Below are 26,413 nucleotides of genomic sequence, written 5' to 3' on the forward strand. Positions count from 1 at the left end.
CAGAAAGCGGGCGAATCAATGGCACGCATCCCCCACGTAATTGGTGGCGAAAAGGTTGAGGCAGGCGAGCGGTACCAGGCCGTCTTCAACCCGGCAACCGGCGAAGCGCAGCACGAGCTGGGTATCGCGTCGGTGGAGACCGTCGAGCAGGCCATCGCGGCTGCGCAGGCTGCGCTTCCCGCGTGGCGCAAGACGAGCCTCACCAAGCGTGCGGACGTGTTCTTCAACCTGCGCCAGCTGCTGAAGCAGCGCACCCCCGAGCTCGCCGCCATCGTGACGAGCGAGCACGGCAAGGTCCTCTCGGACGCTGCCGGCGAGATTGCTCGCGGCCTCGAGAACGTCGAGTTCGCCTCCGGCCTGCTGCACCTGCTCAAGGGTGAGCGCGACGAGCAGGTGTCGACCGGCGTCGACGTGCACTCCATCAAGCAGCCCGTCGGCGTTGTCGCGGCGATCACGCCCTTCAACTTCCCCGTCATGGTGCCGCTGTGGATGATCGCCTCGGCAATCGCCTGCGGCAACACCGTGGTCCTGAAGCCCTCCGAGCGCGACCCCTCCGCCTCGGTGTTCATCGCCGACCTCTTCCGCGAGGCCGGCCTGCCCGACGGCGTGCTCAACGTCGTGCACGGCGACAAGGTCGCCGTCGACACGCTGCTCGACAGCCGCGACGTCAAGGCCATCAGCTTCGTGGGGTCCACCCCCATCGCGAAGTACATCTACGAGCGTGCCGCTGCGAACGGCAAGCGCGTCCAGGCGCTCGGCGGCGCAAAGAACCACATGATCGTGATGCCCGACGCCGATCTCAACATGTCGGCAGACGCGGCGGTCTCCGCGGCGTACGGCTCGGCCGGCGAGCGCTGCATGGCCGTCTCCGTGGTCGTGGCCGTGGGCGACATTGCCGACGAGCTCGTCGGCAAGATCGCCGACCGGATCAAGGATCTGAAGATCGGCGACGGCACCGATCCCGCCTCCGAGATGGGCCCGCTCATCACGAAGGAAGCCAAGGAGCGCGTGGAGTCCTACGTCGCGGGTGCCGCGGCGGAGGGTGCGACCGTGGTCGTGGACGGCCGCGAGACCGAGTTCGCGGGTAACGGCTTCTTCACCGGCGTTTCGCTCGTTGATCACGTCAAGACCGACAGCAAGATGTACCGCGACGAGATCTTCGGCCCGGTCCTCGCGGTGGTCCGCGTCGACACCTACGAGGAGGGCGTCCGCCTCATCAACGAGCACCAGTTCGGCAACGGCACCGCGATCTTCACGCGCGATGGCGGCCTCGCCCGTCAGTTCGAGTTTGAGGTCGAGGCCGGCATGGTCGGCATCAACGTGCCGATCCCCGTGCCGGTCGGTTCCTTCTCCTTCGGTGGCTGGAAGGACTCGCTGTTCGGCGACGCTCACATCTACGGCCCCGAGTCGATTGGCTTCTACACCCGCTCCAAGGTCGTCACCACCCGCTGGCCGAACCCGGACCAGTCGAAGGTCGACCTCGGCTTCCCGAGCAACAGCTAAGCGAGGAATCGGTCATGGCTGATTACATCGATCTGAACGGCGCGGCGCAGAGCTTCGGCGACACCGACGCGCAGCGCGAGGTTCGCGCGAACGACCGCCAGTACGTGTTCCACTCGTGGTCGGCGCAGGGAGCGATCAATCCGCTCCCCATCGCCAAGGGCGAGGGCGTGCGCTTCTGGGACTACGACGGGACGGAGTACCTCGACTTCTCCTCGCAGCTCGTGAACCTGAACCTGGGGCACCAGCACCCGGGCCTGGTCGCCGCGATCCAGGAGCAGGCCGGTCGTCTCGCGACCATCCAGCCCGCGATGGCGAACGACGTGCGCGGCGAGCTCGCGAAGCGCATCGTGGAGCACTCCTTCGAGGGGGCCCGTTCGGTGTTCTTCACGAACGGCGGCGCGGACGCGGTCGAGTACGCGGTGCGCATGGCGCGTCACCACACGGGCCGTCAGAAGGTGCTGGCACGCTACCGCTCGTACCACGGCTCGACCGGTACGGCGATCACGCTGACGGGTGAGCCGCGTCGCTGGGCCAACGGCACGCTCGACGCGGGCGTGGTCCACTTCACCGGTCCGTACCCGTACCGCTCGGCGTTCTACGCGGAGACCCCGGAGCAGGAGACGGAGCGCGCGCTCGCGCACCTGCGCCAGACGATCGAGCTTGAGGGCCCCGGCACCATCGCGGCGATCATCCTCGAGTCGGTCACCGGCACCAACGGCATCCTGGTGCCGCCGCCCGGCTACCTCGCCGGCGTGCGTGCGCTGTGTGACGAGTTCGGGATCATGATGATCTGCGACGAGGTCATGGCTGGCTTCGGGCGCACCGGGCACTGGTTCGCCTTCCAGGCGTTCGATGTTGCGCCGGATCTCGTGACCTTCGCGAAGGGCGTGAACTCGGGCTACGTCCCGCTCGGCGGCGTCGTCATCAGCGAGGCGATCCACGCCTCCTTCGAGGAGCGGTCGTTCCCCGGTGGGCTCACGTACTCGGGCCACCCGCTCGCGTGCGCCGCGGGGGTCGCGACGTTCGACATCTTCGAGGAAGAGCAGATCCTGGAGCGCGTGCGCGATCTGGGTGAGCGCGTGGTGCGCCCCCGTCTTGAGGCGATGGCCGCGAAGCACGCCTCGGTGGGCGAGGTGCGCGGCACCGGACTCTTCTGGGCGATCGAGCTCGTGAAGAACCCGGAGACGCGCGAGCCGCTGATCCCGTTCAACGCGGCGGGCGAGGCTGCGGCCCCGTTCAACGCCGTGGTTGCCGCGTGCAAGTCGGCGGGCCTGTGGCCGTTCGCCGCGGGCAACCGCCTGCAGGTGGCGCCCCCGCTGATCATTTCGGAAGCGGACCTGATCGCCGGGCTCGACATCATTGATGCCGCGCTCGATGTGGCCGACGGGTACGTCGCCGCGTAGCGGCGCAGGCCGCGCACCGCGCGCACGTTCACAGGGCCGGATCCCGGGAGGGATCCGGCCCTGTGGCGTTTCTCCGACGATAAGTGCATAGGGGCACTATGTATATCGTGCTACGATCTCGGATGTGAATAGACATTCCGGCACAGATTCTGAACATAAGGATCGCCTGGCTCTGGAGTTGCTGATTGCGTCCGCGCGCTTCACGCGAACGCTGGGACGCATCCCGGGAGTCCAATACTCCACGGTTGCCTGGCGCGTCCTCGCCGAGCTCGAGCGTCATCCCGCTCGGATCAGCGAGCTTGCGCAACAGCAACGCGTCGCACAGCCCACCATGACCGCGCTCGTGCAGCGCCTCGAAAGTGAGAACTGGCTCCGCCGCGCGCCGGATCCCGAAGACGGCCGCGCCACCCTGGTGTCAGTGACCCCGGAGGGCCGCGCCGCCCTCGCGGAGTATCGCCGCACCGCCGCTGCCGCTGTCGACCCGCACCTCGCGGAGCTCAGCGACTTCGACCGGGCCACGCTCGCGCGGGCTGCGGAACTCCTGCAGCAGCTCACCGAGCGGATCGAGGCACCCTCCGGCTGACCGGCGACCGTCCGCCGCCGCCTCGACCCTAGGAGACCCCTGAAATGACTTCCCCCGCCCGCCCCTCGCTCCTCCGCCAGCCGACCGCCGTCTGGGCGATCGCGTTCGCGTGTGCCGTGTCCTTCATGGGCATCGGACTTGTCGACCCGATCCTCCCCGCCATCAGCCGGGAACTCGGGGCGAGCCCGAGTGAGACGATGCTGCTGTTCACGAGTTACCTGTTCATCACCGGGATCGCGATGTTCTTCACGAGCTGGGTCTCCAGCCGTATCGGCGTGAAACGTACGCTGCTCGCCGGGCTCGTCCTGGTGGTCGTGTTCGCGGCGCTCGCGGGGACCTCAGGGTCCGTGGACGCGATCATCGGCTTCCGCGCCGGCTGGGGCCTCGGGAACGCGCTGTTCATCTCCACCGCACTCGCGGCGATTGTCGGTGCCGCATCGGGCGGGGCTCGGCAGGCGATCGTGCTCTACGAGGCGGCATTGGGCATCGGGCTCGCGGCGGGACCGCTCATCGGCGGTGCGTTGGGGGAGGTGTCCTGGCGGGGGCCGTTCTTCGGGACCGCGGCGCTGATGGGGATCGCGCTGATCGCGATCCTGATTCTGCTGCGCCGACCGGTGCCCGCGGCCGACACCGAAGGCGGCGGCGCACCCGTCGCGGAGAAAGTGTCGCTCCTCGCGAGCTTCCGGGCGCTGCGGAATCCGGCGCTGCGGTCGCTCGCGATCGTCGCCCTGTTCTACAACTTCGGTTTCTTTGTGCTGCTCGCCTACAGTCCGTACCCGATGGAGGCGGCCGCCCACGCGGCGGGCATCGACTTTGGGGCGCACGAGCTGGGGCTCGTGTTCTTCGGCTGGGGGCTTGCGCTCGCGATCACCTCGGTGCTCGTGGCGCCGGTCCTGACCCGCCGGTTCGGGCTGCGGCCAGTGCTGTTCAGCATGCTGGGTGGCCTCACGGTGTGTCTCGCGCTGCTCGGCGTCTTCGTGCACTCGCTGCCGGGCCTCGTGGCCGTGGTGATCGTCAGCGGTCTGCTCCTCGGCGTGATGAACACCGCGTTGACCGAGGCGGTCATGGAAGCCACGGACTTGCCGCGGAACGTCGCCTCTTCCACCTATTCGGGAGTGCGATTCATGGGCGGGGCGGTGGCTCCGGCGGTGGCCGGGCCGCTGGCCGAGGCCCTCGGATCCGGCGCACCGTACTGGCTCGGGGCCGGATCCGTGCTCGTCGCGATCGGGGTGCTTGCCGTCGCGGGCCGGCACTTTGCGCACATCGGCCGTCCGCACGAGTCCGCGCAGCAGGAGGCCGCCACGATCACCGCGGGTGACGCATAGACGGTGCTGCTGCGCGGGGAGGATCGGGGCCGCCGGCCGCGATCCTCGGCCGGCCGTGACCCGCACCTGGGCGGATCACGGCCGGCCCGCGTGAGGGACGCGCGCCCCCGGGTGTCGAGGAGTGTTACGCGCGCCCGCCGGTCGCGAGCCGCATCAAATCCGAGTTGAGGTCGATGCCGAGCTCGGTACCGCCCGCGCTGCCGTAGGAGTGCTGGTACGCCCCCCAGCTTTCGCCGCGCACGGAGCCGCGGAAGTCGCTGGCGACGAGGGCCATGAGCTCCGAGGCCGCGCGCTCGATCCGGGTACCGAAGTCGCTCCGGTTCCAGTCATCGGGATCCGCGAAGAGGGCGGTGGGCACGGTGATGGTGCGGAGGTAGGCGAACAAGCCGCGCATCTGATCATCCACGACGAGGGCGTGCCGGGCACTGCCCGCCGTTGCCGCGAGCACCACGGGGGTGCCGATGAGGAGGTCGTTGTCGAGTACCTGGAAGAACGCGGTGAAGAGGCCTGAGGCCCCCGCCTTGTAGACCGGCGTCGAGGCGATGATGCCGTCGGCGTCGCGCATGATGTCGCTCGCCTCCTGCAACGCCGGGGAGATGTGCTGGGACACGAGCGCGGTCGTCACATCCGCCGCGAGGGCGCGCAGGTCCACGAGGCGCGCCTGCACGGTGAGGCCCTGCGCCGCGCCCAGGGCGGCGGCCTTTTCCGCGACGCGGCGGGCCAGCATCGTGGTCGTCGAGGGATCGCTCGTCCCGGCGCTCACGATTGCGAGCGAGACGGTGCGAGTCTCGGGCTGGGGGAGTTCGGTCGCGTCCAGCGCGCCGTCAAACGGAGTGGTCATGTGTGTGTCCTCACGCGTGGTGGGTGATGTCTGTGGTGGGGTGCGACGCGGCCGAGCGCGGCGCGGGTGCCGGAGTATCGGCGGGAGTCGGCGCGGGATCGGTCACGCCGACGAGCTTGCGGCAGAGCCGCTCAAGTTCGCGGAGCTCGTCCGCGTCGAGGTTGGCCCCCAGCTCGCGGGCCACGCTCTTCGCGTGCGCCCGACCGATCTCGCGCTGCACGCGCGCGCCCTCGGGGGTGAGGGAGACGCGCACCGCGCGACCGTCCTTCGCGTCGGCCGCGCGAGTGAGGAGGCCGCGGGTGGCGAGCCGATCCACCATGCGGGACAGCGCCGGCTGGCTCAGCAGGACGCTGTCCTGGATCTCGCAGATCCGCATGGGGGCATCGTGTTTCGCGACCGTATAGAGCACGTCGTATTCACGCACGCTCGCCTCGTCCCAGATGCTTTCTGCCCCGAACGTCCCCATGAGCGTGGCGTGCGCGGTCATGAGTGCTTCCCACGCGTCGTTGGTCAGACGGATGTCGGTGCGGACTGCGGGAGTCATGGCGGGTTCCTTCCGGATCGCGGGGGAGTGCAGGGGGTGGGTGTGAGGAGTGGTGCGGTGCGGGCTGCGGTTCGACCTAGAGGCCGAACGCGCTTCCCGGCTTCGCGGCGCTGTCCTGGTACGGCGAGCCGCCGGTCACGTTGTCGCCGCGGTTCGCGTTCGGCCGGGGCTGACGGGGCTCGGCGTCGCCGTACTTGGCGCGCACCAGGCTCTCGTGACTGGGCGACTCGGGGACCTCGGGGTCGCGGCCCGCCGCCATTTCGCGGCGAAGTACCGGGATGACCTCGGAGCCCAGCATATCGAGCTGTTCCAGCACCATCTTCAGGGGGAGCCCCGCGTGGTCCACGAGGAACATCTGGCGCTGGTAGTCGCCGAAGGTGTCGCGGAAGGTCAGGGTCTTGTCGATGATCTCCTGCGGGCTGCCCACCGTGAGGGGGGTCTGCTGCGTGAAGTCCTCGAGCCGGGGGCCGTGCCCGTAGACGGGCGCCTCGGCGAAGTAGGGTCGGAACTGGTCGATCGCGTCCTGCGACTTCTTCGCGACGAACGCCTGACCGCCGAGGCCGACGATCGCCTGCTTCTGCGTGCCGTGTCCGTGGTGCTCGAAGCGTTCGCGGTAGAAGCGGACGAGGCGCAGGAAGTGCTCGGACGGAGCAAAGAGGTGGTTCGCGAAGAAGCCGTCGCCGTAGTACGCGGCCTGCTCGGCGATCTCCGGGGTCCGGATCGAGCCGTGCCACACGAAGGGCGGCACGTCGTCGAGCGGGCGGGGCGTGGACGTGAAGCCCTGCAGCGGCGTGCGGAAGTTGCCCTCGTAGTCCACAACGTCCTCCCGCCACAGCCGGTGCAGCAGGTTGTAGTTCTCCAGCGCGAGGGGCAGCGCGGAGCGAATGTCCTTGCCGAACCACGGGTACACGGGCGCGGTGTTGCCGCGGCCGAGCATGAGGTCCATGCGCCCCTTCGCCAGGTGCTGCAGCATCGCGTATTCCTCGGCGATGCGCACCGGGTCGTTCGTGGTGATGAGCGTGGTCGACGTACTGAGCTTCAGTTTCGAGGTCTGCGCCGCGATGTAGGCGAGGAATGTCGTGGGGCTCGAGGAGAAGAAGGGCGGGTTGTGGTGCTCGCCGATCGCGAAGACGTCGAAGCCGACCTCCTCGGCGTGCACCGCGATCTTCGCGAGGCCGTCGATACGCTCTGCTTCGCTCGGGGTGTAGTCCGCGACGGGGTCGCGGGTGACATCGCTGACTGAGAAGATCCCGAATTCCATGGTGCTGCCTCCAAATATATGCGCTTGCATATAAATGTAACACGGTCCGACGGAATCTATTCCCGGCAGCTGTCCGCCGGTTGTGGGGCCCGATCAACGGCACGGAGATCCTGCGGGATCTCGCGATCTGGCGCGAAGATCTCCGTGTTTTTCGTGGATCTCCTTGGCGTTGGTGAACGCCGGGCCCGGACGAACGTCGGGGTGAGGTGAACCGGGGGGAGGTGGAGGCCGGGCCGGGACGAACGTCGGGGTGAGGCGAACCGGGGAGGTTCGCCTCACCCCGACGGGTTCAGCGGATCGAGCGTGGCGCGACTAGAGCTCGCGGCCCTTCGTCTCAGGCAGCAGGAAGATCGCGGTCGCGGCGGAGATCAGCAGCAGGATCACGCTGTACAGCGAGAACAGCCACGGCAGCTCGAGCTGCGCCCCGAACCAGGTCTGCAGGTACGGTGCCGTGCCGCCGAACAGGGCCACGGCGATGCTGTAGGGCACCGCCGTCCCGACGGTGCGGATATGCGTGGGGAACAGCTCCGCGAACACGGCGGGCAGGATCGCCATGGTGCCCGCGAGGAATAGGAGCACGCTGGCCGTCGCGACGAACAGGGTCCACGGCTGATCCGACATGAGCCGCTGCATCGGGAAGTAGAGCGCGGCGGTCCCGATCAGGCTGATCGAGAGCACCGGCTTCCGGCCGATCCGATCGGACAAACGCCCCCACAGGGGCAGCACCGCGATGAACACAATGATCCCGCCGGCGCCGGCCCACAGCGCCCCACCGGGGTCCATGCCGTGCGTCGCGGTCGCGACCGCGGGAGCCGTGACGCCCCAGACATAGAAGGAGACCGTGGCACCGAGCGTGAGCAGGATCACCAGCAGGGCCGCGCGGGGTGCCGACATGAGCGGGGTGGGTCGCGTATCGGAGATGGTCTGGAGTTTGCCGGTCTCGAACGCCTCGGTCTCGTGCATCCCGATGCGCATCACCAGCACAAACAGGCCGAACGCCGCGGCGACGAAGAACGGGATCCGCCACCCCCATTCCTGCATCGCCTCCACGCTCATCGCGCCTGTGAGCACCGCGCCAAACAGGGTGGCGCAGAGAATTCCGGTCGTGCCGGAGACGTAAATGAGCGAGGACCACAGCCCGCGCTTGGAGGGGGCTGCGATCTCCGAGAGATAGGTCTGCGCGGCGGGCATCTCGCCGCCGTGCGCGAGGCCCTGGACGAGGCGCGCGATGAGCAAGAGCACCGCGGCCCAGGCACCGATTGCCGCGTGCGTGGGAGTCAGGCCGATGAGGAGGCTTCCGGCTGACGCCGCCGTCACAGCGAGAATCAGCGAGGCCTTGCGTCCGCGCCGGTCGGCGATCAGGCCGAAGAGGAGCCCGCCGAGCGGGCGGGCGAGGAACCCGACGGCGAAGATGGCGAAGGTCTGCAACAGCGACGACACGGGATTGTCCGCATTGAACAGCTGCATCGCGATGAACGGGGCGAACGTCGCGTAGATCTGCCAGTCAAACCACTCGAGTGCGTTGCCGAAGCTCGTGGCGAAGACGGTGCGCGCCTGGGACTTCGGCGGGGCTGGTCGGGTGGGTGGGGCGGTGGTGGCGCTCATGCATTCCTTCATTGGAGTGGTGCGTGGTGGGTGTGGAACGACCGGGGTGTGGAACGGCGCGTTACGGTGTGGGGGCGGCGTGCAGGAGTGCGAGCCGCGTCAGGGCGAACTCCGTGTGCAGCCGGGCGCCGTCGCTCAGCACGGCGTCGTCGTAGGCGGCGTTCGGGGAATGGTTGTACTCGCTCCCCTCGGCGGGGGTCGCGTCGATGAACGCGAAGACCCCGGGCACGCGTTCGAGAATCTCCGCGAAGTCTTCGGACGCGGTCTTGGGATCCTGCATCTCCTCCACCGCGTCCGCGCCAAACAGGGACTGCGCGAGCTCGAGCACGATGGCGGCCTCGGCGGCGGCGTTGACCACGGGCGGGAACTCCGAGCGGAACTCGACCTCGGCACGCTGCCCGTGCGCTGCGGCGATGCCCCGGGCGAGCTCGGGGAGCGCCTCGGAGGCGAGTGCGTGGCTGGCGTGCGAGAAGCCGCGCACCGTCGCCGACAGCTGCGCGCTGTCGGGGATGATATTGCTGGCGGTGCCCGCGGACATCTGGCCGACGGTCACTACGACCGGATCGAGCGCGCTGAATCGCCGCGTCGTAGCCGCGTGCAGGGCCAGGATCGTTTCGGCCGCCGTGGGGACGGGATCGCTCGCCAAATGCGGCGCGGATCCGTGGCCGCCCTGGCCCTGAATTTCGACGTTGAGGGTGGCCGCGAAGGCCATTGCGGTGCCGGATCGGACCCCGATCCGCGCCGGTCGTCGATCGCCCGTGAACACGTGCAGGCCGAACGCGGAGCTGACGCGCGGCCCCGCCGCGTCGAGCACCCCCTCGTCGATCATGATCATCGCCCCGCCCCAGCCCTCTTCGCCGGGCTGGAACATGAACACCACGTCCCCGAGCAGCTCGGCGCGACGCGCGCTGAGTGCCCGGGCCGCGCCGACGAGCATCGCCATGTGGAGGTCGTGACCGCAGGCGTGCATGGCCCCCGTGCGCTCCGAGCGGTACGCGGAGTCCACCGCTTCGGTGACCGGGAGGCCGTCCATGTCGCTCCGGAGGAGCACCGCCGGGGCATCGGCTTGCCGGTCGGGGTGCGTGCCGCGCAGCACCGCGGTGATCGAGCTGCATCCGCGTCCCAGGGTGAGTTCGAGCGGCAACCCGTCAAGTTCGTCGAGGAGTTTCCGTTGGGTGTCGGGGAGGTCGAGGCCGACCTCCGGTGCGGCGTGCAGTTCTCGCCGCAGGCGAACCAGCGCGGCGTGCGCGGCGTCATCGAGTGCCATGTGTGCTCCGTTGCTTTCACGTCGATTCGACGGTCGGGTACGCAATTGCGTGCCCCTCAGTCTGCGATAACGAGTCTTGCAATCCTCCAGAATCCAGGATTCAATCATGGGGTGCGCGCAATTGCTGAAAGTGATCATCTCTACGAGCCCTCGATTCTTGACGACGAAGACCTGCAACTCGTACACGCGCTGCAGCTCGCCCCCCGGGCCTCATGGACCAGCCTCGCCCCCATCCTCGGCGTGCACAGCACGACGCTCGCGGCCCGCTGGAAGCGGCTCTCGGACGCGGGGATCGCATGGGTCGCCGCCCACTCCGTCAACACCCGGCTCTGCCCGGTCACCGCGTTTATTGAAGTGATGTGCGAACTGACCCGGCGGGACGAGGTCATCCGCGCGCTCACCGCGATCCCGGACGTCGTCTCCCTCGACATCTCGGCGCGGCACCGCGATCTGCTGCTCGTGATCTCCGTGCCCACCATCGCGCATCTCTCCGAACACACCCTGCGGCTCATCGCGGCGGTGCCCGGAGTGGAACACATCGAGACCTCGATCTGCACCCGCATGCACGTCGGCGGAGACCACTGGTCGGCGCAGTCGCTGGGGCCCGCACAGGCGCGTCTCGTGTCCCAGCTCGCGCCGCGCGTACGGGCCCGGCAGGATGGCCCGCCGCCCCGCGTGCACGTCGCGGTCCTCGACGCCCTCGCCGCCGACGGGCGCCGATCCGCCTCCGACATCGCCCGGGTGCTCGGGCTGAGCGAGCCGACGGTGCGGCGTCAGATTCGCGCCGCGATCGACCACGGCCTGGTGAATCTGCGGTGCGAGCTCGCCCAAGACGTCAGCGGCACCCCCATCACCGCGCAGTGGTTCGCGACGGTCCCCGCGAGCGAGCACGAGGCGCTCGCGCGGCGCGTGGCCACGATCCCCGGCGTGCGGCTGTGCGCTTCCACGACCGGCCGCACGAACATCCTGTTGACGTTCTGGCTGCGGTCGATCTCCGAGGTGCCCCGGATCGAGGCGCTCCTCGCCGAAGCCGTCCCCGCGGTCGTGTTCCGCGAAAGCGCGATCGCGCTGCGCATCGTGAAGCGCGTCGGCTGGCAGCTCGGCAATGGCGGACGTGCGACGGGCGAGATCGTCCCGCCGCCGTGGGGTGACACGGTGCCCCGCTACGGCGCGTAGGGACCCTGCACACACGCGTGTGGCGGCGGGCCCCACCCGGGCGCCCGCCGCCACACGCGACTGACCGTGACTACTCGGAGAGCAGCGCCTGGATGCGGCGCACGCCCTCGAGGATCGCCTCGTCGCCCAGCGCGTAGCTGAAGCGGAGGTACCCGGAGGGGCCGAAGGCCTCCCCGGGCACCGCAGCGACCTCGGCGTGCTCGAGGATCAGATCAGCAAGCTCGAGCGACGTCGTCGGAGTGACCCCGCGCACCGGCTTGCCGATCGCCTCGGAGACGTCGACGTAGGCGTAGAACGCGCCCTCAGGCGTGGGGCAGGTGAAGCCGGGAACCTTGTTGAGTTCCTCGACGATCAGCTTGCGCCGGCGGTCGAACGCGAGCCGCATCTCCTCGATCGGCTCCTGCGGGCCGGTCAGCGCCGCGATCGCCGCGCGCTGCGCGATGTTGTTGATGTTCGAGGTGAGGTGCGACTGCAGGTTCGAGGCACCCTTGATGATGTCGGCGGGGCCGATCATCCAGCCGAGACGCCAGCCCGTCATCGCGTAGGTCTTGGCGACACCGTTGACGAGGATCGCACGATCCTGCAGTGCCGGCGTAGCCTCAACGATCGACACCGCGCGGACGCCGTCGTAGGTGAGGTTCTGGTAGATCTCGTCGGCGATGATCCACAGGCCGTTGGCCTCGGCCCAATCGCCGATCGCCTTCGTCTCCTCCGGGGTGTACACCGCGCCGGTGGGGTTCGAGGGGGACACGAAGAGCAGCACCTTGGTGCGCTCGGTGCGGGCCGCCTCAAGCTGCTCGACGGTGACCTTGTAGCCCTGGTCGGATCCCGCAAACACCTCGACGGGGACACCGCCGGCGAGCTGCACGGCCTCCGGGTAGGTGGTCCAGAACGGCGCGGGGAGCAGGACCTCGTCGCCCGGATCCAGCAGCGCCTGGAAGGACTGGTAGACGGCCTGCTTACCGCCGTTCGTCACGATGACCTGCGAGGGGTCGATTGCCCAGCCGGAATCGCGCGCGGTCTTGTCCGCGATCGCGCGCTTCAGCTCGGGAAGCCCGGCTGCCGCGGTGTAGCGGAAGTTCTTGGGATCGTCGAGCGCGACGCGTGCCGCCTCCACGATGTGCGCGGGGGTCGCGAAGTCAGGCTCGCCCGCGGCGAAACTGATCACGGGGCGGCCCTCCGCCTGGAGCGCCTTCGCCTTGGCATCAACCTTGAGCGTGGCGGACTCCGCGATAGCGGCAATCTTTTTTGACAGACGAGAGATGTTGGTCACGCAGCTAAGTCTAGGCGGTGAGCGTGCCGCGCGGCGAATACGTGTTGGGGCGATTGCGACGACGAATTCTCGCTCGAGAACCCGGGAGGTAACGCCCGAGTGAAGCAAGATTCACGGGACCGTCACGTGCGCGTTATCGCGCCGTCACGCTGTCTTGACAACTTGGTTCGGGTGCCCAGATTCCCGGGCCGTTGCCGAGGAGGAAAGACCATGTCACAACGAAGGATCGCCGCGATCGCGCTCAGCGGCGTCGCGCTCTTTGGGGCGCAAGCTGTATTCCCCAGTGCGGCCCCGGCCGCCGCCGTGGAGGCGGCGGCCGCAGCTCCCGAGGCTCCCGTGATCAGCCTGCTCAGCGGGCGCTACGTGGGACCGCAGACGGTGACGCTGACCGCCGCCGCCGGCACCGAGATCCACTACACGGTGGACGGGACCCACCCGACCCGGCAGAGCCCGCGCTACGCCGGCCCGATCACGCTCGACGCGAGCGCGAACCTGAGCGCGGTGGCGTTCACGGATCGGGCGGCGAGCGTCCCCGCGATCAGCGGGATCCTGATCAAAACGGCGGAAGAGCCGCTTGCGCAATTCGCGGTGATGAGCGACATTCACCTGTCGACCGGGGACGAGGTGCAGCAACGGAAGTGGGAGGGATACTTCGATACGCTGCAGCGGATCGCGCCGAACCCGGACGCCCTGATCTCCAACGGCGACCAGATCAACGACAACCACTTCAACAGCGCGGCGGATCATCAGTACCCGCGCGCGATGCTGGAACGAAACCTGGCGCGCACCGGGATGACCGACACGCAGGTGATGATGACGTTCGGCAATCACGATGACTACGTCACCCGAATGGCGGAGCAGTACCCCGAAGACTGGTTCCCCGGGACGACCGGCTACTACGAGAGCGCCATCGGTGAGTTCCCGGCGTTTGTCGTGAACACGGAGTCGTGGACCTCGACCCAGGCCGCGTGGCTGTACGGCCGTCTCACGGAGATCTCTGAGGATCCCGCGACGCAGCACCTCCCGATCTTCGTGTTCGGCCACCGGCCGATCCCCGCGACCGTGTGGGACGGCGCGCAAGCCTCCAACGGCGGCCTCCGGTCGAACCTCTCGGACTTCCCGCAGGTGGTGTACTTCTCCGGGCACTCGCACCTCAACATCACGGATGAGCGCTCGATCCACCAGGAGGACTTCACCTCGGTCAACGAGGGATCGATGTCGTACGGCGAGAACGACGGCAAGTTCCAGATCTTCGGCGAGGGGCTGGCGCGTGACGCCACCATCCCCACCGCACAGTCGGTGGTGGTTGACGTCTACGCGGATCGCGTCGAGATCGACCGGATCAACTACGCCGCGCAGCCCGGACGCACCTACGACGACGCGGGCACGTGGACGTTCCAGAACGATCCGCCGTTCGCGTCGACGGGCTCGCTCGCCGGGCCCAGTTGGGTGGTTGCGCGCGGCGCGACCCCGGAGGACGTGCAGGCGAAGTTCACCTACACGAGTGCCAACCGGAACGCGTCGGCACCGGCGTGGGGCGAGGATCAGCCCACGGTGCGGCAGACGGCAACCGGACCGGTGTTGCGGCTGCCGCAGGCCGCCGACGACCAGTTCGCCTCCGAATACACGCTGAGCGTCACGGACGTCGCGACGGGTGAGGTCACCGACCTGGTGCCCGCCAACGGCCGCATCTACTCGGACTACGTCGTCGCGCCGAAGCCCGCGGTGCTCGACATTCCGCTGGCGGTGCGCGCCGGCAACAAGGTGGGGCAGCCGGTGGATCGGACCCTGACGCTCGGGCGCGAGTACGAGGCGACCCTCGTGGCGTATGACTCGTATCAGAACCAGAGCGAACCGCGGGTGTTCCGCTTCGTCGCGGGCGAGATCGATCGCACGCCGCTCGATGCGGCGATCGCGCAGGCCGAGGAACTGGTCGGGCAGGTGTCGCGGATCCTGGGCACGGTCGCCCCGGCACAGGACGCGGATTACGGCTGGGTGATTGCGGATGTTCCCGCGGCCGAGAACGCGGTCGCCGCGCTCACCGCAGTGTGGGATGACGCGCCCGCAACGCAGGACGCGGCGGATGCGCTGACCTTCGAGGTGACCGACGCGACCGTCGCGTTGCAGGAGCTGCTCGTGGCGGTGGATCGGGCACCGCTCGCAACAGCGGTGGCCGCGGCCGAAGACGCGCTGGGCGCGGCCGACACGCAGCGTGCCGGTGGTGCGGCGGGCGGCGCCGCAGCGGCGGAGCGCGAACTCCGCACGCAGCTCGCGGCCGGGATCGAGCTGCAGAAGACGCTGAACGTGGCTCAGCCTGAGCTCGACGCGGCGACCACCGCGCTCACCGGCGCGCTGGCCGCCTGGCAGCAGGCGACCGGCGAGCAGCCGGGGACCGAACAGCCGGGTACGGAGCAGCCGGGAACCGAGCAGCCGGGTACGGAGCAGCCGGGGACCGAGCAGCCGGGGACGACGCCCGGGAACGGGACGGACTCGGATCGTTCACCCGGTGCTCACGCGGATCAGCTCGCCGAGACGGGCGGTCCGGAGACCGCCGGCCTCGCGCTCGCGGGTGCGGTCGTGCTGGCCGCCGCCGGTGCCGTGATGCTCAGCGTGCGCCGGGCGCCGCGACGTCAGTAGTACCCCCGGGGTGTCGCGCGCGGGGGCGCGCGACACCCCGGTCCTCCTCGCGCTCAGTTCGACAAACCCGCCCGGGATCCCGTACAGTAGCGTGAGGTAGTTGACTTCTGCCAAAATTTCCTATGCCTGAAGGTTCGCCTCTCAGGCAGGAACACGCAGAGTGAATTTCCATAGGGCGGTGGCTCAATTGGTAGAGCAGCGGTCTCCAAAACCGCAGGTTGCAGGTTCGAGTCCTGTCCGCCCTGCCACACCTGTCCGGCGCTTCGGCGCCGGACAGGTCTATTGAAAGGAACGGCGTAGTGAGCAGCAGCGAAGTTGAGGAGAGCGGCGACCTCGTCGATCGCGCCAAAGCGGATCGCGCTGCGAAGCGCAACTGGTTCAGCCGGATCTTCCTGTTCATTCAGCAGGTGATCGCCGAACTGAAGAAGGTCGTCACGCCGACCCGTAAGGAACTCATCAACTACACCCTCGTGGTCATCGCCTTCGTCGTGATCATGATGGCGCTCGTGTGGGCGCTCGATCAGGTGTTTGGGTTCATTACCGTCTTTATCTTCGGGACGCCGCTGAGCTAGTCGCCGCCGCGACTGCCCCGGCCCCGCATTCCCCAGTACAGAAAGCATGAGCAGATGACGAGCGAGACGAGCAACACCCCCGAGGCTGACCTCGACGCGGCACTCGACGCGCTGGCGCACACGGTTGACCCCGACGCTGATGCCGCCGTCGAAGACGCGCTTGACATCGACTCCGCGGACGAGGCCGAGGCAGCAGCTTCCGCCATCGTTGACGAGGAGACCGAGGAAGAGGCCGCTGAGGCGGTCGAGGGTGAGTCCACCGAGGACCCCTACAAGGCCTTCAAGAAGGACCTGCGCCGCCGCCCGGGCAAGTGGTTTGTGATCCACACCTACGCGGGGTACGAGCGCAAGGTGAAGTCGAACCTGTGGAACCGTCGCGAGACGATGGGCGCAGTTGACGATATCTACGAGATCCAGGTCCCCATGGAAGAGGTCATGGAGGTCAAGAACGGTCAGCGCAAGATGGTCACGCGCGTCCGTATCCCCGGCTACGTGCTCGTCCGCATGAACCTGACCGAGACCACGTGGTCCGTCGTGCGCCACACCCCCGGGGTGACCGGCTTCGTCGGCAACGCCCACAACCCGGTGCCGCTGCGGATCAACGAGGCATTCGAGATGCTGAAGAGCACCGTCGAGCTTGAGCCGGCCGCGACCGCCAAGGGCAAGGCCGCCGCAACGGCTGCCGCGCAGGGCAACGTCGAGATCGACTTCGAGGTCGGCGAGACGATCACGATCAAGTCCGGTTCCTTCGAGGGGCTCCCGGGTACGATCAGCGAGATCAACCCGGCGGCCGGCAAGCTCACCGTGCTGGTGTCGCTCTTCGAGCGCGAGACCCCGGTCGAGCTGGGCTTCGACCAGGTCACCAAGATGGTCTAACTGCCGATCCGGCAGTACCGCATGAGGGCCCCGCGCACTGCGCGGGGCCCTCATGCTGTGTGCGGGCGCGTGCTTCCCCCCCCCCGGCCCCGCTCCCGCGTCCGAGGCCCGCGCCTCCGCCCCCGCTTCCCGGCCCGGCCCCGCTCCCGCCTCAGGCCCGAGCCTCCGCCCCCGGCTTCCCGGCCCGTCGAACACGAGGCAATTTATCTGGCACGACCCATTCTTCCTGGAAAACGGGTCGTGCCAGATAAATTGCCTCGGTCTGGTGTGTGAGTAGGTGGGGGGCCGACGGGCTGCGGTAGGGAGCGGGGCTCAGGTGTGGGGCCCGCGCGACGGGACGCGATCCGGGTCGTGTCGCGCTCGTCGAACACGAGGGTTTTTATCTAAACCCCGCCATTTTCGCGGGAAAATGGGTCGCGCTAGATAAATTGCCTCGGGTTGGGTGGTGCCGGGAGGGCCGGTGACCGGGTCCCGGTGACCGCTACCCCGTGACCCGTACCCCGTGCCCGGGGCCCGGCGCCCGGGGCCTCGGGTGCCGCGCGCGTGCAGGATCGCCGGATCTGCGGTAAGCTGCTGTGGTTGTGCGTTCGCGCGCAACGTGACCGCGTCCGGATCGGCCGGAACTGCGGGAGAGCGGGGAGACTCGCTCGAAGGAAAGGAAACAATCATGGCTAAAGCCAAGAAGGTTACCGGTCTGATCAAGCTTCAGATCGCTGCCGGCGCCGCCAACCCGGCACCCCCCGTGGGTCCCGCTCTGGGTCAGCACGGCGTCAACATCATGGAGTTCTGCAAGGCGTACAACGCTGCGACGGAATCCCAGCGCGGCAACGTGGTCCCCGTTGAGATCACCGTGTACGAGGATCGCTCGTTCACCTTCGTGCTGAAGACCCCGCCGGCCGCCGAGCTCCTGAAGAAGGCTGCTGGCGTCCAGAAGGGCTCCGGCACCCCGCACACCGTCAAGGTGGCAAAGGTGACGGCAGAGCAGGTTCGCCAGATCGCCGAGCAGAAGCAGGCCGACCTGAACGCGAACGACATCGACGCTGCGTCGAAGATCATCGCGGGCACCGCTCGCTCCATGGGCATCACGGTCGAGTAAGGGTACGAACATGGCACAGAAGTCGAAGGCGTACCGCGCCGCTGCCGAGAAGATTCAGGCAGACAAGTTCTACACTCCCGCTGAGGCAGTCGCCCTGGCGAAGGAGACCGGTTCCACCAAGACTGACTCGACCGTTGAGGTCGCCGTCAAGCTGGGCGTGGACCCCCGCAAGGCTGACCAGATGGTGCGCGGCACCGTCAGCCTGCCCCACGGCACGGGCAAGACCGCCCGCGTCATCGTGTTCGCGGTGGGCCCCGCAGCCGAGGCAGCGATCGCTGCTGGCGCTGACGAGGTCGGCGGCGACGAGCTGATCGAGAAGGTGGCCGCAGGCTACACCGACTTCGATTCGGCCGTCTCCACCCCCGAGCTCATGGGCAAGGTTGGCCGTCTCGGTAAGGTGCTGGGCCCGCGCGGTCTGATGCCGAACCCGAAGACCGGCACCGTCACCCCGGACCCGGCCAAGGCCGTGACCGACATCAAGGGCGGCAAGATCGAGTTCCGCGTCGACAAGCACGCGAACGTGCACTTCATCGTCGGCAAGGCCTCCTTCACGGCTGACCAGCTCACCGACAACATCACCTCGGTGCTCGACGAGATCTCGCGTCTGAAGCCGTCCTCGGCCAAGGGCAAGTACGTGCAGAAGGGCGCCGTTTCGACGACCTTCGGCCCGGGCATCCCGCTCGACGTCTCGGGCCTCTAAGCACCCGAAATGTCGGAGGACCGCTCGCGGTCCGACCGTCACTGATCCCCCGGTTCCACGTGGAACCGGGGGATCAGTGCGTTCCGGGGGACACCGCTCGGAGCCGGTGCCGCGCACCGACCGTGTGCGCGCTGAGCCGACTTTCGGGGGAGACCTCCTATCATGGGGATATGCGCCCGGAACTCCCGCCTTCACCCGCACGCGAGGTCGCGGAGTAATCGTGGCTGCGCAGCGGGCCGTGGATCAGCCGAGCATTCCCGGGCTGAGCTATGTACGGCCTCTGGGATCGGGTGGGTTCGCGCAGGTGCACCTGTACGAGCAGGATCTGCCGCGCCGTTCGGTGGCGGTGAAGGTGATCGACACGGCACCGCAGGGCCGCGAAGCGTTTGAGCGCGAGGCCGACGCCATGGCGGCGCTGAGCGGTCACCCCTCGATCGTGTCGATCTATCAGGCCGGCATCGCCCTGTCCGGGCGGCCGTATCTCGTGATGGAGTATTGCCCGGCGTCGATGGGCGCGCTCACGAAGGGGCGGCCCGCACGGCTCGTCGACGTGCTGGACGCCGGGGTTCGACTCGCTGGGGCGTTGGAGACCGCGCATCGCGCAGGCGTGCTGCACCGTGACATTAAGCCTTCCAACGTGCTCCTGACGACGCTGGGCCGACCCGCGCTGTCGGACTTTGGGATCGCGCGCGCCCTCCACGCCGCGGAGGTCCCCGCGGAAGAGGTCGCGATGTCGGTGCCGTGGTCCGCCCCCGAGGTCGTGCGCTTGGTCACCCCGGGTACGGTCGCGAGCGAAGTGTGGTCGCTCGCGGCAACGCTGTACACCTTCGCGGCGGGCCGCTCGCCGTTCGAAGAGGCGTCGCGCGAGCGGAATACCCGGGCGAAACTGATCGCCCGGATCGGAAAGGCGACGATCCTCCCGATCCCCGGCGCGAGCGGGTACGGCCCGTTCGACGCGGTGCTTGCGCGTGCCATGCGCCGTACCCCGGCCGAGCGCTACGCAACGATGGCCGAGTTTGGGCGGGCGCTCCAGGAACTGCAGCGCGGCTACGGCTTCGACGTCACCCCGCTTGAGATCGTGGCCGATGCGTGGGTGCCTGTCCCCGGCCCGGGGACGAGCCCCGAGGCGGCTGCCGGGGAGGTGCCCGGCGAGCTCGACGGTGCGGGCGACGCGGACGATTCTGCGGCCCCGCCGCGGCGCGGCCCCGTTGTCTCGGAAGTGCCCGGGCGGCGCACGCGCGCGCAGGAACGCGCCGAGCGCGACGCTGCGCGCACCGCGTCGACTCGGCACCCCAGCCGAACATCGCGCGGGATCGACACGGACGCCGATGGAGTGGTGCGGGATCGCCCGATGTCGCCGCTGCGCGCGGGATTGATCGGTGCCGGGATTGCGCTCGCGACCGTCGCGGCTGCGCTGGGGGTTGTCTGGGCCGTGACGGGGGGCGTCAACTGATGCCACGGTCACCGCTGAGGACCCGGTCGTGAACGCGACGCGCTGGGGGAGTAACGCGGCGCGGCCCGCGAACCCGGCACCGCGGCGCCGGGCCGCCGGGTGGATCGCCGGTGGCCTGACCGCCGCACTGGTCGTGACGATCGCGGTGTTTGCCGGCGGCTACGATTCTCGGGATACGCCGCGCGTGGAACCGGGGGTGTGGGTGGCGCGCGATGCCGGCCAGTACGCCCGGGTGAACACTGACACGGGGGAGCTGGACACGGTGCGCCGCGTCGCGGAGCCGAGCAGCGTGCTCCAAACGGGTGCGCAGGGCGTGCTGCTCACTCACGGGAACGGACGCGCGTGGCCCATCGCGGCGGCGCAGCCGCTCGACATCGGCGGGAGCGCCACGGACGCCCAGAGCGACCGCGGAGCCGACGATGGAGCCGACGACGGGACCGACGCGGTGGGCACCGGAGCCGGAGGCGCAGGATCGGGTGACAGCTCAGGCGACGTGACAGCACACGGTGTTGCCATGCCGGAGGGAAGCCGGGATGTGCTCGTAGCCGGACGATACCTGGCGGTGCGGACCGAGTCCGGACAGGTCCACGTGGGGACGCTGCGCGCGCCCCAGAGCGGATCGCACGCGGCGGACCCCACAGGCGGGCAGCGTGCCGGCTCGGGGGACACCCCCGACACCTCCGGAGACGAATCCGATCCGGCAGCGTGGGGCCCCCGCCTCGCTGCGCTCCGCACGCTCGACGCAGCCGAGCCCGGGACCGACACGTCCGGGGACGCGGGGGACACCGAAGACACCGAAGACGCCGGAGACGCGGCCGTTGATACCGGCGACGCCCCGGCCGCGACGCTCCCGGCCGCCTCAGCGATCGCGCTCTCGGCTGACGGGGTGCTCGCCGTGTATGCCGCCGGCGAGCACAGCGTCTCGCGCTACGACCTGGGCCGCGGCCTCGCGCGCACGCCCGAGGCGGCGGCTGCCGCGGTGCCGCAGCTCGGGCAGCCGGACACCGTGCCAGGGGATCCGATCGACGCGCCACAGCTCGCGGTGCTCGGGGCCGACTGGGTGCTGCTCGACGCGGACGCCGGGGTGCTCAGTCGGGCGGGAGCGGAACCCCAGCAACTCGATCTTGCCGCGGGGGCGTTGCTGCAGTCCAGCAGCGGGGCAAGTCGCGCCGGGGCTCCCGGGTCGGCGACGCCCACGCGCGCCGCGGCGGCCGAGCCGATGTCGGCGGATCAGCCCGCGGCCAGCACCGCGCTCATCGCCGACTCGGACGGCCTGATCGCGGTGACGCGGGACGGAACCGTGACTCGGACGGAGGCCACGGGAACCCCCGCACGACCGACGGAGGTCGACGGCACCCGGGTCGCGGCGTGGCTCGGCGCAGGATCCGGGGCGCTGTGGCGGGGTGGCGGGGAGCCGATCCCGCTGCAGTTCGATGACGCCGTGCAAGACGATTCGGATCTGGCCCCCGTGATCCGCAGCAACGGGACGCGTGCGGTGCTCAGCGACGAACGCACGGGAATGCTCTGGACGGTTCCGGACGGCACGCTCATCCCCCTGTCGCAATGGAGTCTCGCGGATCCTCCGCAGGAGGTTCAGGGCACCGTCGTCGTCGAGGACGTGCCGGAGCAGGTCCCGCCGACCGCGGTGGACGATGCCTTCGGCGTGCGTCCGGGTGCGCCGTCACCGCTCCCGGTGTTGCTCAACGACTTCGATGCGAACGTCCGCGACGTGCTCACGATTGTGCCGGAATCCCTGAGCGAATCGCCGCTGCCCGAGGAGTTTGGCCGGGTGGAGCTGCTGGCGGATCGGCAATCGCTCGTGGTCCACACCGCCCCCGGTGCCTCGGGGACCGCGAGTTTCAGCTACCGCATCTCGGACGGGGCGCTCGAGTCCGGCACGGCGACGGTCACGCTCCGTGTCGCGGCGGAGACGGAGAACTCCGCCCCCGAGTGGTGTGCCGTGTCGGGCTGCCAGCGCGAGTGGGCGGTGCCCGCGATCACGCCCGGAGGGACCCTGGTGACTCCGGTGCTCGAGGGGTGGGTGGATCCTGAGGGGGATGTGATGACGCTTGCGGCCGCGGTGCCCGTGCGCGACGCGGACCCGATTCGCGCGCTGGTCACCGCCGACGGTCGGCTTGCCGTGCGGCACACGGATCCGAGCGCCGCGGGCGAGGATGTTGCGTTGCGCGTCACGGTGCGTGACAGCCGCGGCGAGGAACGCGACCGGGAACTGACGCTGTCGGTGCGGCCCGAAGCCATGCCGCAGGTCACGGGAACAGCGGCCACGATGACGGTGGGCGTGCCCGCCACGTTCGCGCCGCTCGACCGGGTTGCCGGCGGCTCTGGATCCTTCGCGCTCGTTGACGTTGCTCCGCAGTCGGGGGAAGCGACGGCGGTGACTCACCCGGTCGGCGGCACCGTCGAGGTGACGGCGCTCGAGGCGGGGATCTCAACGTTCGCGGTGACGGTGCGCGACGCCGTCACGGGGGCGGAGGCCAGTGGCCAGCTCCGCGTCACCGCGACGGAGGAGGGTGCGGCGCTCGCGCTGCCTCCGTTGCGGGCGTATGTTCGCCCGCTCACGGACGCCACAGTCGAGGTGCTTGACGCGATCCCGGGCTCCGAATCGCGCGCGCTCGCGGTGGTCGGTGCGGCGGTCACGGACGGGGAACTGCACGCGGACGTGATCGACCACGCGCAAGTCCGCGTTGCGGGCGGGACCGCGGACGGCGGGCCCGGCCGGATCGGTGCGGCCGATATCACGGTGTCGGAGGGGGACACCACAGCGCATGGCCGGCTCACGGTGTTCCAGGTGCCGGATGCTGGGGGTACCGGGGTCATCGCGGTCGCGGACTCGGCCACCGTCAGTGTCGGATCGACCGTCGATATTCGCGTGCTCGACAATGATGTCGCGGCCCCAGGGGAGCGGCTCCTGCTGCACCCCGAGGTGGCCGGATCCGGCGCTCCGGGCGAGCTTGCCTTCGCCGCGGGGAGCACCCTGCGCTACCTCGCCCCGAGCGAGCCGGGCACCTATCGCATCGGATACACGGTCTTCGCGGCGAGCTCCCCGGAGCTGAGCGACACCGGCGAGGTGGTCGTCACTGTGCTCCCGGAGAGCACGAACCGCGACCCGCAGCCGGCAGCGTTGACCGCCCGCGTCACCCCGGGGGGAACGACGACCGCGCGCGTCCCCACCTCTGGGGTGGATCCCGACGGGGACCGCGTGCGGCTCCGCAGCGTGGACGCGTCGCCGGATGCGCGGGTCACGGCGAGCCTGGCCCGCTCAGGGACGGGCATCGACGTCACCGCCGCGGCCACCGCCGAGCCGGGGACGGTGGCGATCCCCTACACGGTCACCGACGATCACGGCGGCACCGGAACGGGGACGCTGCACGTGATCGTCACCGGTGACTCCGCGGCGCCGCCGGTCACCCTCACCGACCAGGTGCGCCTGGTGCCGGGCGGCGAAACCGTGGTGCAGCCACTCGACAACGACAGCGACCCGGCCGGGGGCGAGCTGGAACTGGTGGAGGTGACCCCCAACGTGCCGGGGGACCGCGACAGCGCCGAGTATCGCCGCCTCGCCGAGGCGCTCGACACGCGTGAGCTGCGCCGCGGCCGGATCGTGGTGACCGCGGGTGAGGAGCTGGGGACGGCCTCGTACCGCTACACGGTGCGTTCGAGCGTGACGTCGAGCACGGCTGACGGCCTGATCGTGGTCCAGACCTCGGAGCGTGTGGGGGCCCAAGCACCCGCGGTGCGTGACACACTCGTGAGCGTGCGCGACCGCGCGGACCTTGCCGGCCGGGGGATCGACGTGCTCCAGGGCAAAGTGCGGTGGCCGGCGGGCGATCCGGCGGCGCTCCGGCTCACGCTCTGGGGCGAGCAGGGCGGGGACTACCGGGTGTCCGGCAACCGGATCGTGGGGAGCTACGATCCTGCGGGCGACGTGGTCGTATTCCAGGTGGACGGTACCGACGCGTCGGGGACCGACGTCACCAGCTACGGTTTCCTCGTGATTCCCCCGCTCGAGGATCTGCAGCTCACGCTGCAGCGGGATCTGGAACCGCTCGAGGTGGCGGAGGGCGATGCGGTCACGGCCGCGGTGGCGGATCTCGTGGACGCGGGACCCGATGATCGCATCGAGCTGCGTAGCGGCGTGTTTCCCACCGCTCGGGCGGCGGCGCGCTGCGAGGCGGCCGGCGACGTCGCGATCCGCTACGCGGCGGGGAGCGGCGGGCCCTGGAGCGACGTGTGCCGCATGGAGGTGCGACTGCGTGGCCAGGATCACTGGACGGCGCTCCCGGTGCCCGTGCGGGTGATTCCCGATGCGCCGGTCGCCGAACTGCGGTCGCTCACGCGCGCCATCGCGCCGGGCACGACCGAGACGATCCAGCTCTCGGACATGGTGGAGTGGCAGGGGGACCGCGCCGGCGACCCCGCCGAGCTGTCGTTCAGCGTGAGCGGCACGGCCGCGGACTTCGAGGTGGTGAGCGAGGGGGGCACGCTGCGCGCCACGGCGCTTGCCACCGCGCGCCCCGGCGGGCAGCACGCCCTCACGGTCACGATGACCGGCGCGGGCCGCGCGCACGCCCCGCTGACGCTCCGCGTCGGGGAAAGCCCGCGGGATCTGCCGCGCGGCGGCACGGCGGCGCTGCAGTGCACGGTCGGGGCGAGCTGCGGCACCGATCTCGTCGGTATTCCCGGGGAGTACGACCCGTTTGCCGGGAAGCGGGGCGGCGGCCTCGAACTCGTTGCGGTGGACGGCAGTGCCTGCCCGATCGCCCAGTTCGCGGCGGTGGAGAACCGTCGGGTGGCGGTGAGCTGGCCAGGCGCGGCGGAATCCGGCGGCACCTGCACCGTCGGGTTCACCGTGCGCGACGCGCAGGGCCGCGTCGGCACCGGCGCGATCGAGTTCGACGCGCAGGGGCTTCCCGACGCGCCGACGAGCGTCGTGCAGACCGGGTTTACCGAGAGCACCGCGTCGTTCCGGGTGGCCCTCGGCGGCCGGCTCGCACACCCCGCGGTCACGGAGGTTCGGCTGAGCGGTGCCGGAAGCGCGCAGTGCGCCGCGGCCGGCCCCGACGCCTTCGACTGCACCGTGAGCGGACTGCGCAGCGGGGAGCGGCACAGCTTCACCGCGCGGGCCGTGAATGGTGTCGGGGAATCCGCCCCGAGCGCGCCGGTGACCGGTTGGGCGTACCGCGCCCCGGAGCGCCCCACGATTACGGCGACGGCGTTCCCCGACGCGGGGAACACCGAGCAGGGGCGTGGCGCGCTCCGCGTGACCGCCTCCGGATCCCGGGACACCCGGGAGTTCCGGGTGTCGATCGCGGGGGCCGAGCGGGGCACGATCGCGGGACCGGAGGGGCGCGGCGATTTCGCGGGGCTTCCCGCCGGGCCGGTCGCCGTCGTGGTGACGCCGGTGACCGCGCTGGACCTCCCGCCCGTCAGCGGCGGCTCCGCCACGGGGACGGCCGCGCAGGCGGAGGGCCGTGTGATCGGTGCCCCTCTCCTCACGGGGGCGACACTCGTGAGCACGGGGGACCGCAGCGGGAAGATCACGGCCGCGGGGGCGGGAGCCCACCACGGCGAGGCCGTGACCTGGAGTTACGCCGTCGCCACCGACGGAGTCGAGCCGAGCTGCGCGGCCGCGGGCCCCTCCTCCGAGATGTCGGGGCTCCAGCGGGGGAAGTGGTACCGCGGGATCGCGTGCGCGAGCAGCCCCTTCGGGGTGAGCTCGGCACCCACCACGGCCGTGCAGATCGGCGGCGCAATCCCCGCACCCAGCGTGAGCTACACGGTCGCGACAGCTCCGAAACCGCAGGGCGACGGGGTCGAGTACGTGGCGGGTGCGCCACAGGTCTCGGGACACCTCACCGGGGCTCAGCTGCGCTATAGCTCGGGCGGCGACACGCTGTTCCTCGACCCCGAGGTGCCCGGCCCCATCACCGTGCAGCAGTGCTTCGCCGAGCAGTGCTCAGAGACCGCACCGGTGCGCTGGATCGGGGCCCCGCGCCCGGTGATCGTGGCACCGAACAATGGCACCTGCGTGGACCCGGCGACGGCCGGCGGGAACCCCGCGGAGCTCGCCGCCGCGGTGCAGATCTCGGGCGCGGCGCAATCCTCCGCACAGTTCTCCCTCGGCGCGGTCACCGGAGAGACCGCCGAGATCACCGTACGCTGGGGCGGGGAGTACAGTGCGCTCCAGGCCGCCACGGTCACGGTGTGCGCGACGCCGCCGCCCGAGCCGGGGCCCTGATCCGGCCCACCGCCCACCGCCCACCGCGACACGAATTCG

The 26,413-nt window shown here is 69.9% G+C and carries 18 protein-coding genes and 1 tRNA gene; 13 read left to right on the forward strand and 6 right to left on the reverse strand.

The window, feature by feature from the left end; all coding sequences use genetic code 11:
* The first annotated feature begins 18 nt into the window (after positions 1-18).
* The 4 genes from D3230_RS10665 (at position 19) to D3230_RS10680 (ending at position 4,814) form a co-directional block, all read left to right on the forward strand.
* Positions 19-1,503, forward strand: coding sequence for a CoA-acylating methylmalonate-semialdehyde dehydrogenase (locus D3230_RS10665; protein ID WP_202345018.1), 1,485 nt, complete (start codon positions 19-21; stop codon positions 1,501-1,503).
* A 14-nt stretch (positions 1,504-1,517) separates the two neighbouring features.
* Positions 1,518-2,906: an aspartate aminotransferase family protein gene (locus tag D3230_RS10670; protein ID WP_202345019.1), complete on the forward strand. Its 1,389-nt coding sequence runs from the start codon at positions 1,518-1,520 to the stop codon at positions 2,904-2,906.
* Positions 2,907-3,030: 124 nt separating this feature from the next.
* Positions 3,031-3,489: a MarR family winged helix-turn-helix transcriptional regulator gene (locus tag D3230_RS10675; RefSeq protein ID WP_337249156.1), complete on the forward strand. Its 459-nt coding sequence runs from the start codon at positions 3,031-3,033 to the stop codon at positions 3,487-3,489.
* 44 nt (positions 3,490-3,533) lie between these two features.
* On the forward strand, positions 3,534-4,814 hold the full coding sequence (locus D3230_RS10680) for an MFS transporter (RefSeq protein WP_202345020.1): 1,281 nt from the start codon (positions 3,534-3,536) through the stop codon (positions 4,812-4,814).
* Between the two features lie 124 nt (positions 4,815-4,938).
* Here D3230_RS10680 and D3230_RS10685 read toward each other — a convergent pair whose 3' ends face one another.
* The 5 genes from D3230_RS10685 to D3230_RS10705 all read right to left on the reverse strand — a co-directional run bounded on the left by D3230_RS10685 (position 4,939) and on the right by D3230_RS10705 (position 10,332).
* The gene (locus D3230_RS10685) at positions 4,939-5,655 is read right to left on the reverse strand and encodes a CE1759 family FMN reductase (RefSeq protein ID WP_202345021.1); all 717 of its coding nucleotides are present in this window, start codon (positions 5,653-5,655) and stop codon (positions 4,939-4,941) included.
* A 10-nt stretch (positions 5,656-5,665) separates the two neighbouring features.
* A complete protein-coding gene (locus D3230_RS10690; RefSeq protein ID WP_202345022.1) occupies positions 5,666-6,199 on the reverse strand; it encodes a MarR family winged helix-turn-helix transcriptional regulator in 534 nt (177 codons plus the stop codon).
* Between the two features lie 76 nt (positions 6,200-6,275).
* The gene (locus D3230_RS10695; protein ID WP_202345023.1) at positions 6,276-7,460 is read right to left on the reverse strand and encodes a CE1758 family FMN-dependent luciferase-like monooxygenase; all 1,185 of its coding nucleotides are present in this window, start codon (positions 7,458-7,460) and stop codon (positions 6,276-6,278) included.
* Between the two features lie 312 nt (positions 7,461-7,772).
* The gene (locus tag D3230_RS10700) at positions 7,773-9,065 is read right to left on the reverse strand and encodes an MFS transporter (RefSeq protein ID WP_202345024.1); all 1,293 of its coding nucleotides are present in this window, start codon (positions 9,063-9,065) and stop codon (positions 7,773-7,775) included.
* Positions 9,066-9,126: 61 nt separating this feature from the next.
* Complete coding sequence (locus D3230_RS10705) at positions 9,127-10,332, reverse strand: M20 metallopeptidase family protein (protein ID WP_202345025.1); 1,206 nt, start codon at positions 10,330-10,332, stop codon at positions 9,127-9,129.
* 111 nt (positions 10,333-10,443) lie between these two features.
* Here D3230_RS10705 and D3230_RS10710 point away from each other — a divergent pair, with 111 nt between their 5' ends.
* Positions 10,444-11,508: an AsnC family transcriptional regulator gene (locus D3230_RS10710; protein WP_202345026.1), complete on the forward strand. Its 1,065-nt coding sequence runs from the start codon at positions 10,444-10,446 to the stop codon at positions 11,506-11,508.
* Positions 11,509-11,578: 70 nt separating this feature from the next.
* Here the strand turns inward: D3230_RS10710 and D3230_RS10715 are convergent, their stop codons facing one another.
* Positions 11,579-12,781 (reverse strand): aminotransferase class I/II-fold pyridoxal phosphate-dependent enzyme, encoded by a 1,203-nt coding sequence (locus D3230_RS10715; RefSeq protein WP_202345027.1) that lies wholly within the window; start codon positions 12,779-12,781, stop codon positions 11,579-11,581.
* Positions 12,782-12,991: 210 nt separating this feature from the next.
* Here D3230_RS10715 and D3230_RS10720 point away from each other — a divergent pair, with 210 nt between their 5' ends.
* From D3230_RS10720 to D3230_RS10755, 8 genes are all read left to right on the forward strand, one after another.
* Entirely contained in the window at positions 12,992-15,418 is a 2,427-nt protein-coding gene (locus D3230_RS10720; protein WP_202345028.1) for a chitobiase/beta-hexosaminidase C-terminal domain-containing protein, read from the forward strand.
* Positions 15,419-15,590: 172 nt separating this feature from the next.
* Positions 15,591-15,666, forward strand: a tRNA-Trp gene (locus D3230_RS10725).
* A 51-nt stretch (positions 15,667-15,717) separates the two neighbouring features.
* Positions 15,718-15,990 (forward strand): preprotein translocase subunit SecE, encoded by a 273-nt coding sequence (secE, locus tag D3230_RS10730; RefSeq protein WP_202345029.1) that lies wholly within the window; start codon positions 15,718-15,720, stop codon positions 15,988-15,990.
* Positions 15,991-16,044: 54 nt separating this feature from the next.
* The gene (gene nusG / locus D3230_RS10735) at positions 16,045-16,866 is read left to right on the forward strand and encodes a transcription termination/antitermination protein NusG (protein WP_202345030.1); all 822 of its coding nucleotides are present in this window, start codon (positions 16,045-16,047) and stop codon (positions 16,864-16,866) included.
* A 667-nt stretch (positions 16,867-17,533) separates the two neighbouring features.
* The gene (gene rplK / locus D3230_RS10740; RefSeq protein ID WP_087012629.1) at positions 17,534-17,962 is read left to right on the forward strand and encodes a 50S ribosomal protein L11; all 429 of its coding nucleotides are present in this window, start codon (positions 17,534-17,536) and stop codon (positions 17,960-17,962) included.
* Positions 17,963-17,972: 10 nt separating this feature from the next.
* Positions 17,973-18,662, forward strand: a complete 690-nt coding sequence (gene rplA / locus D3230_RS10745) for a 50S ribosomal protein L1 (RefSeq protein ID WP_202345031.1) — start codon at positions 17,973-17,975, stop codon at positions 18,660-18,662.
* Positions 18,663-18,882: 220 nt separating this feature from the next.
* A complete protein-coding gene (locus tag D3230_RS10750; protein ID WP_337249157.1) occupies positions 18,883-20,115 on the forward strand; it encodes a serine/threonine-protein kinase in 1,233 nt (410 codons plus the stop codon).
* Between the two features lie 28 nt (positions 20,116-20,143).
* On the forward strand, positions 20,144-26,374 hold the full coding sequence (locus tag D3230_RS10755; protein WP_202345032.1) for an Ig-like domain-containing protein: 6,231 nt from the start codon (positions 20,144-20,146) through the stop codon (positions 26,372-26,374).
* The last annotated feature ends 39 nt before the right edge of the window (positions 26,375-26,413 follow it).

The organism is Leucobacter chromiireducens subsp. solipictus, from assembly GCF_016758195.1.
GTDB lineage: Bacteria > Actinomycetota > Actinomycetes > Actinomycetales > Microbacteriaceae > Leucobacter > Leucobacter solipictus.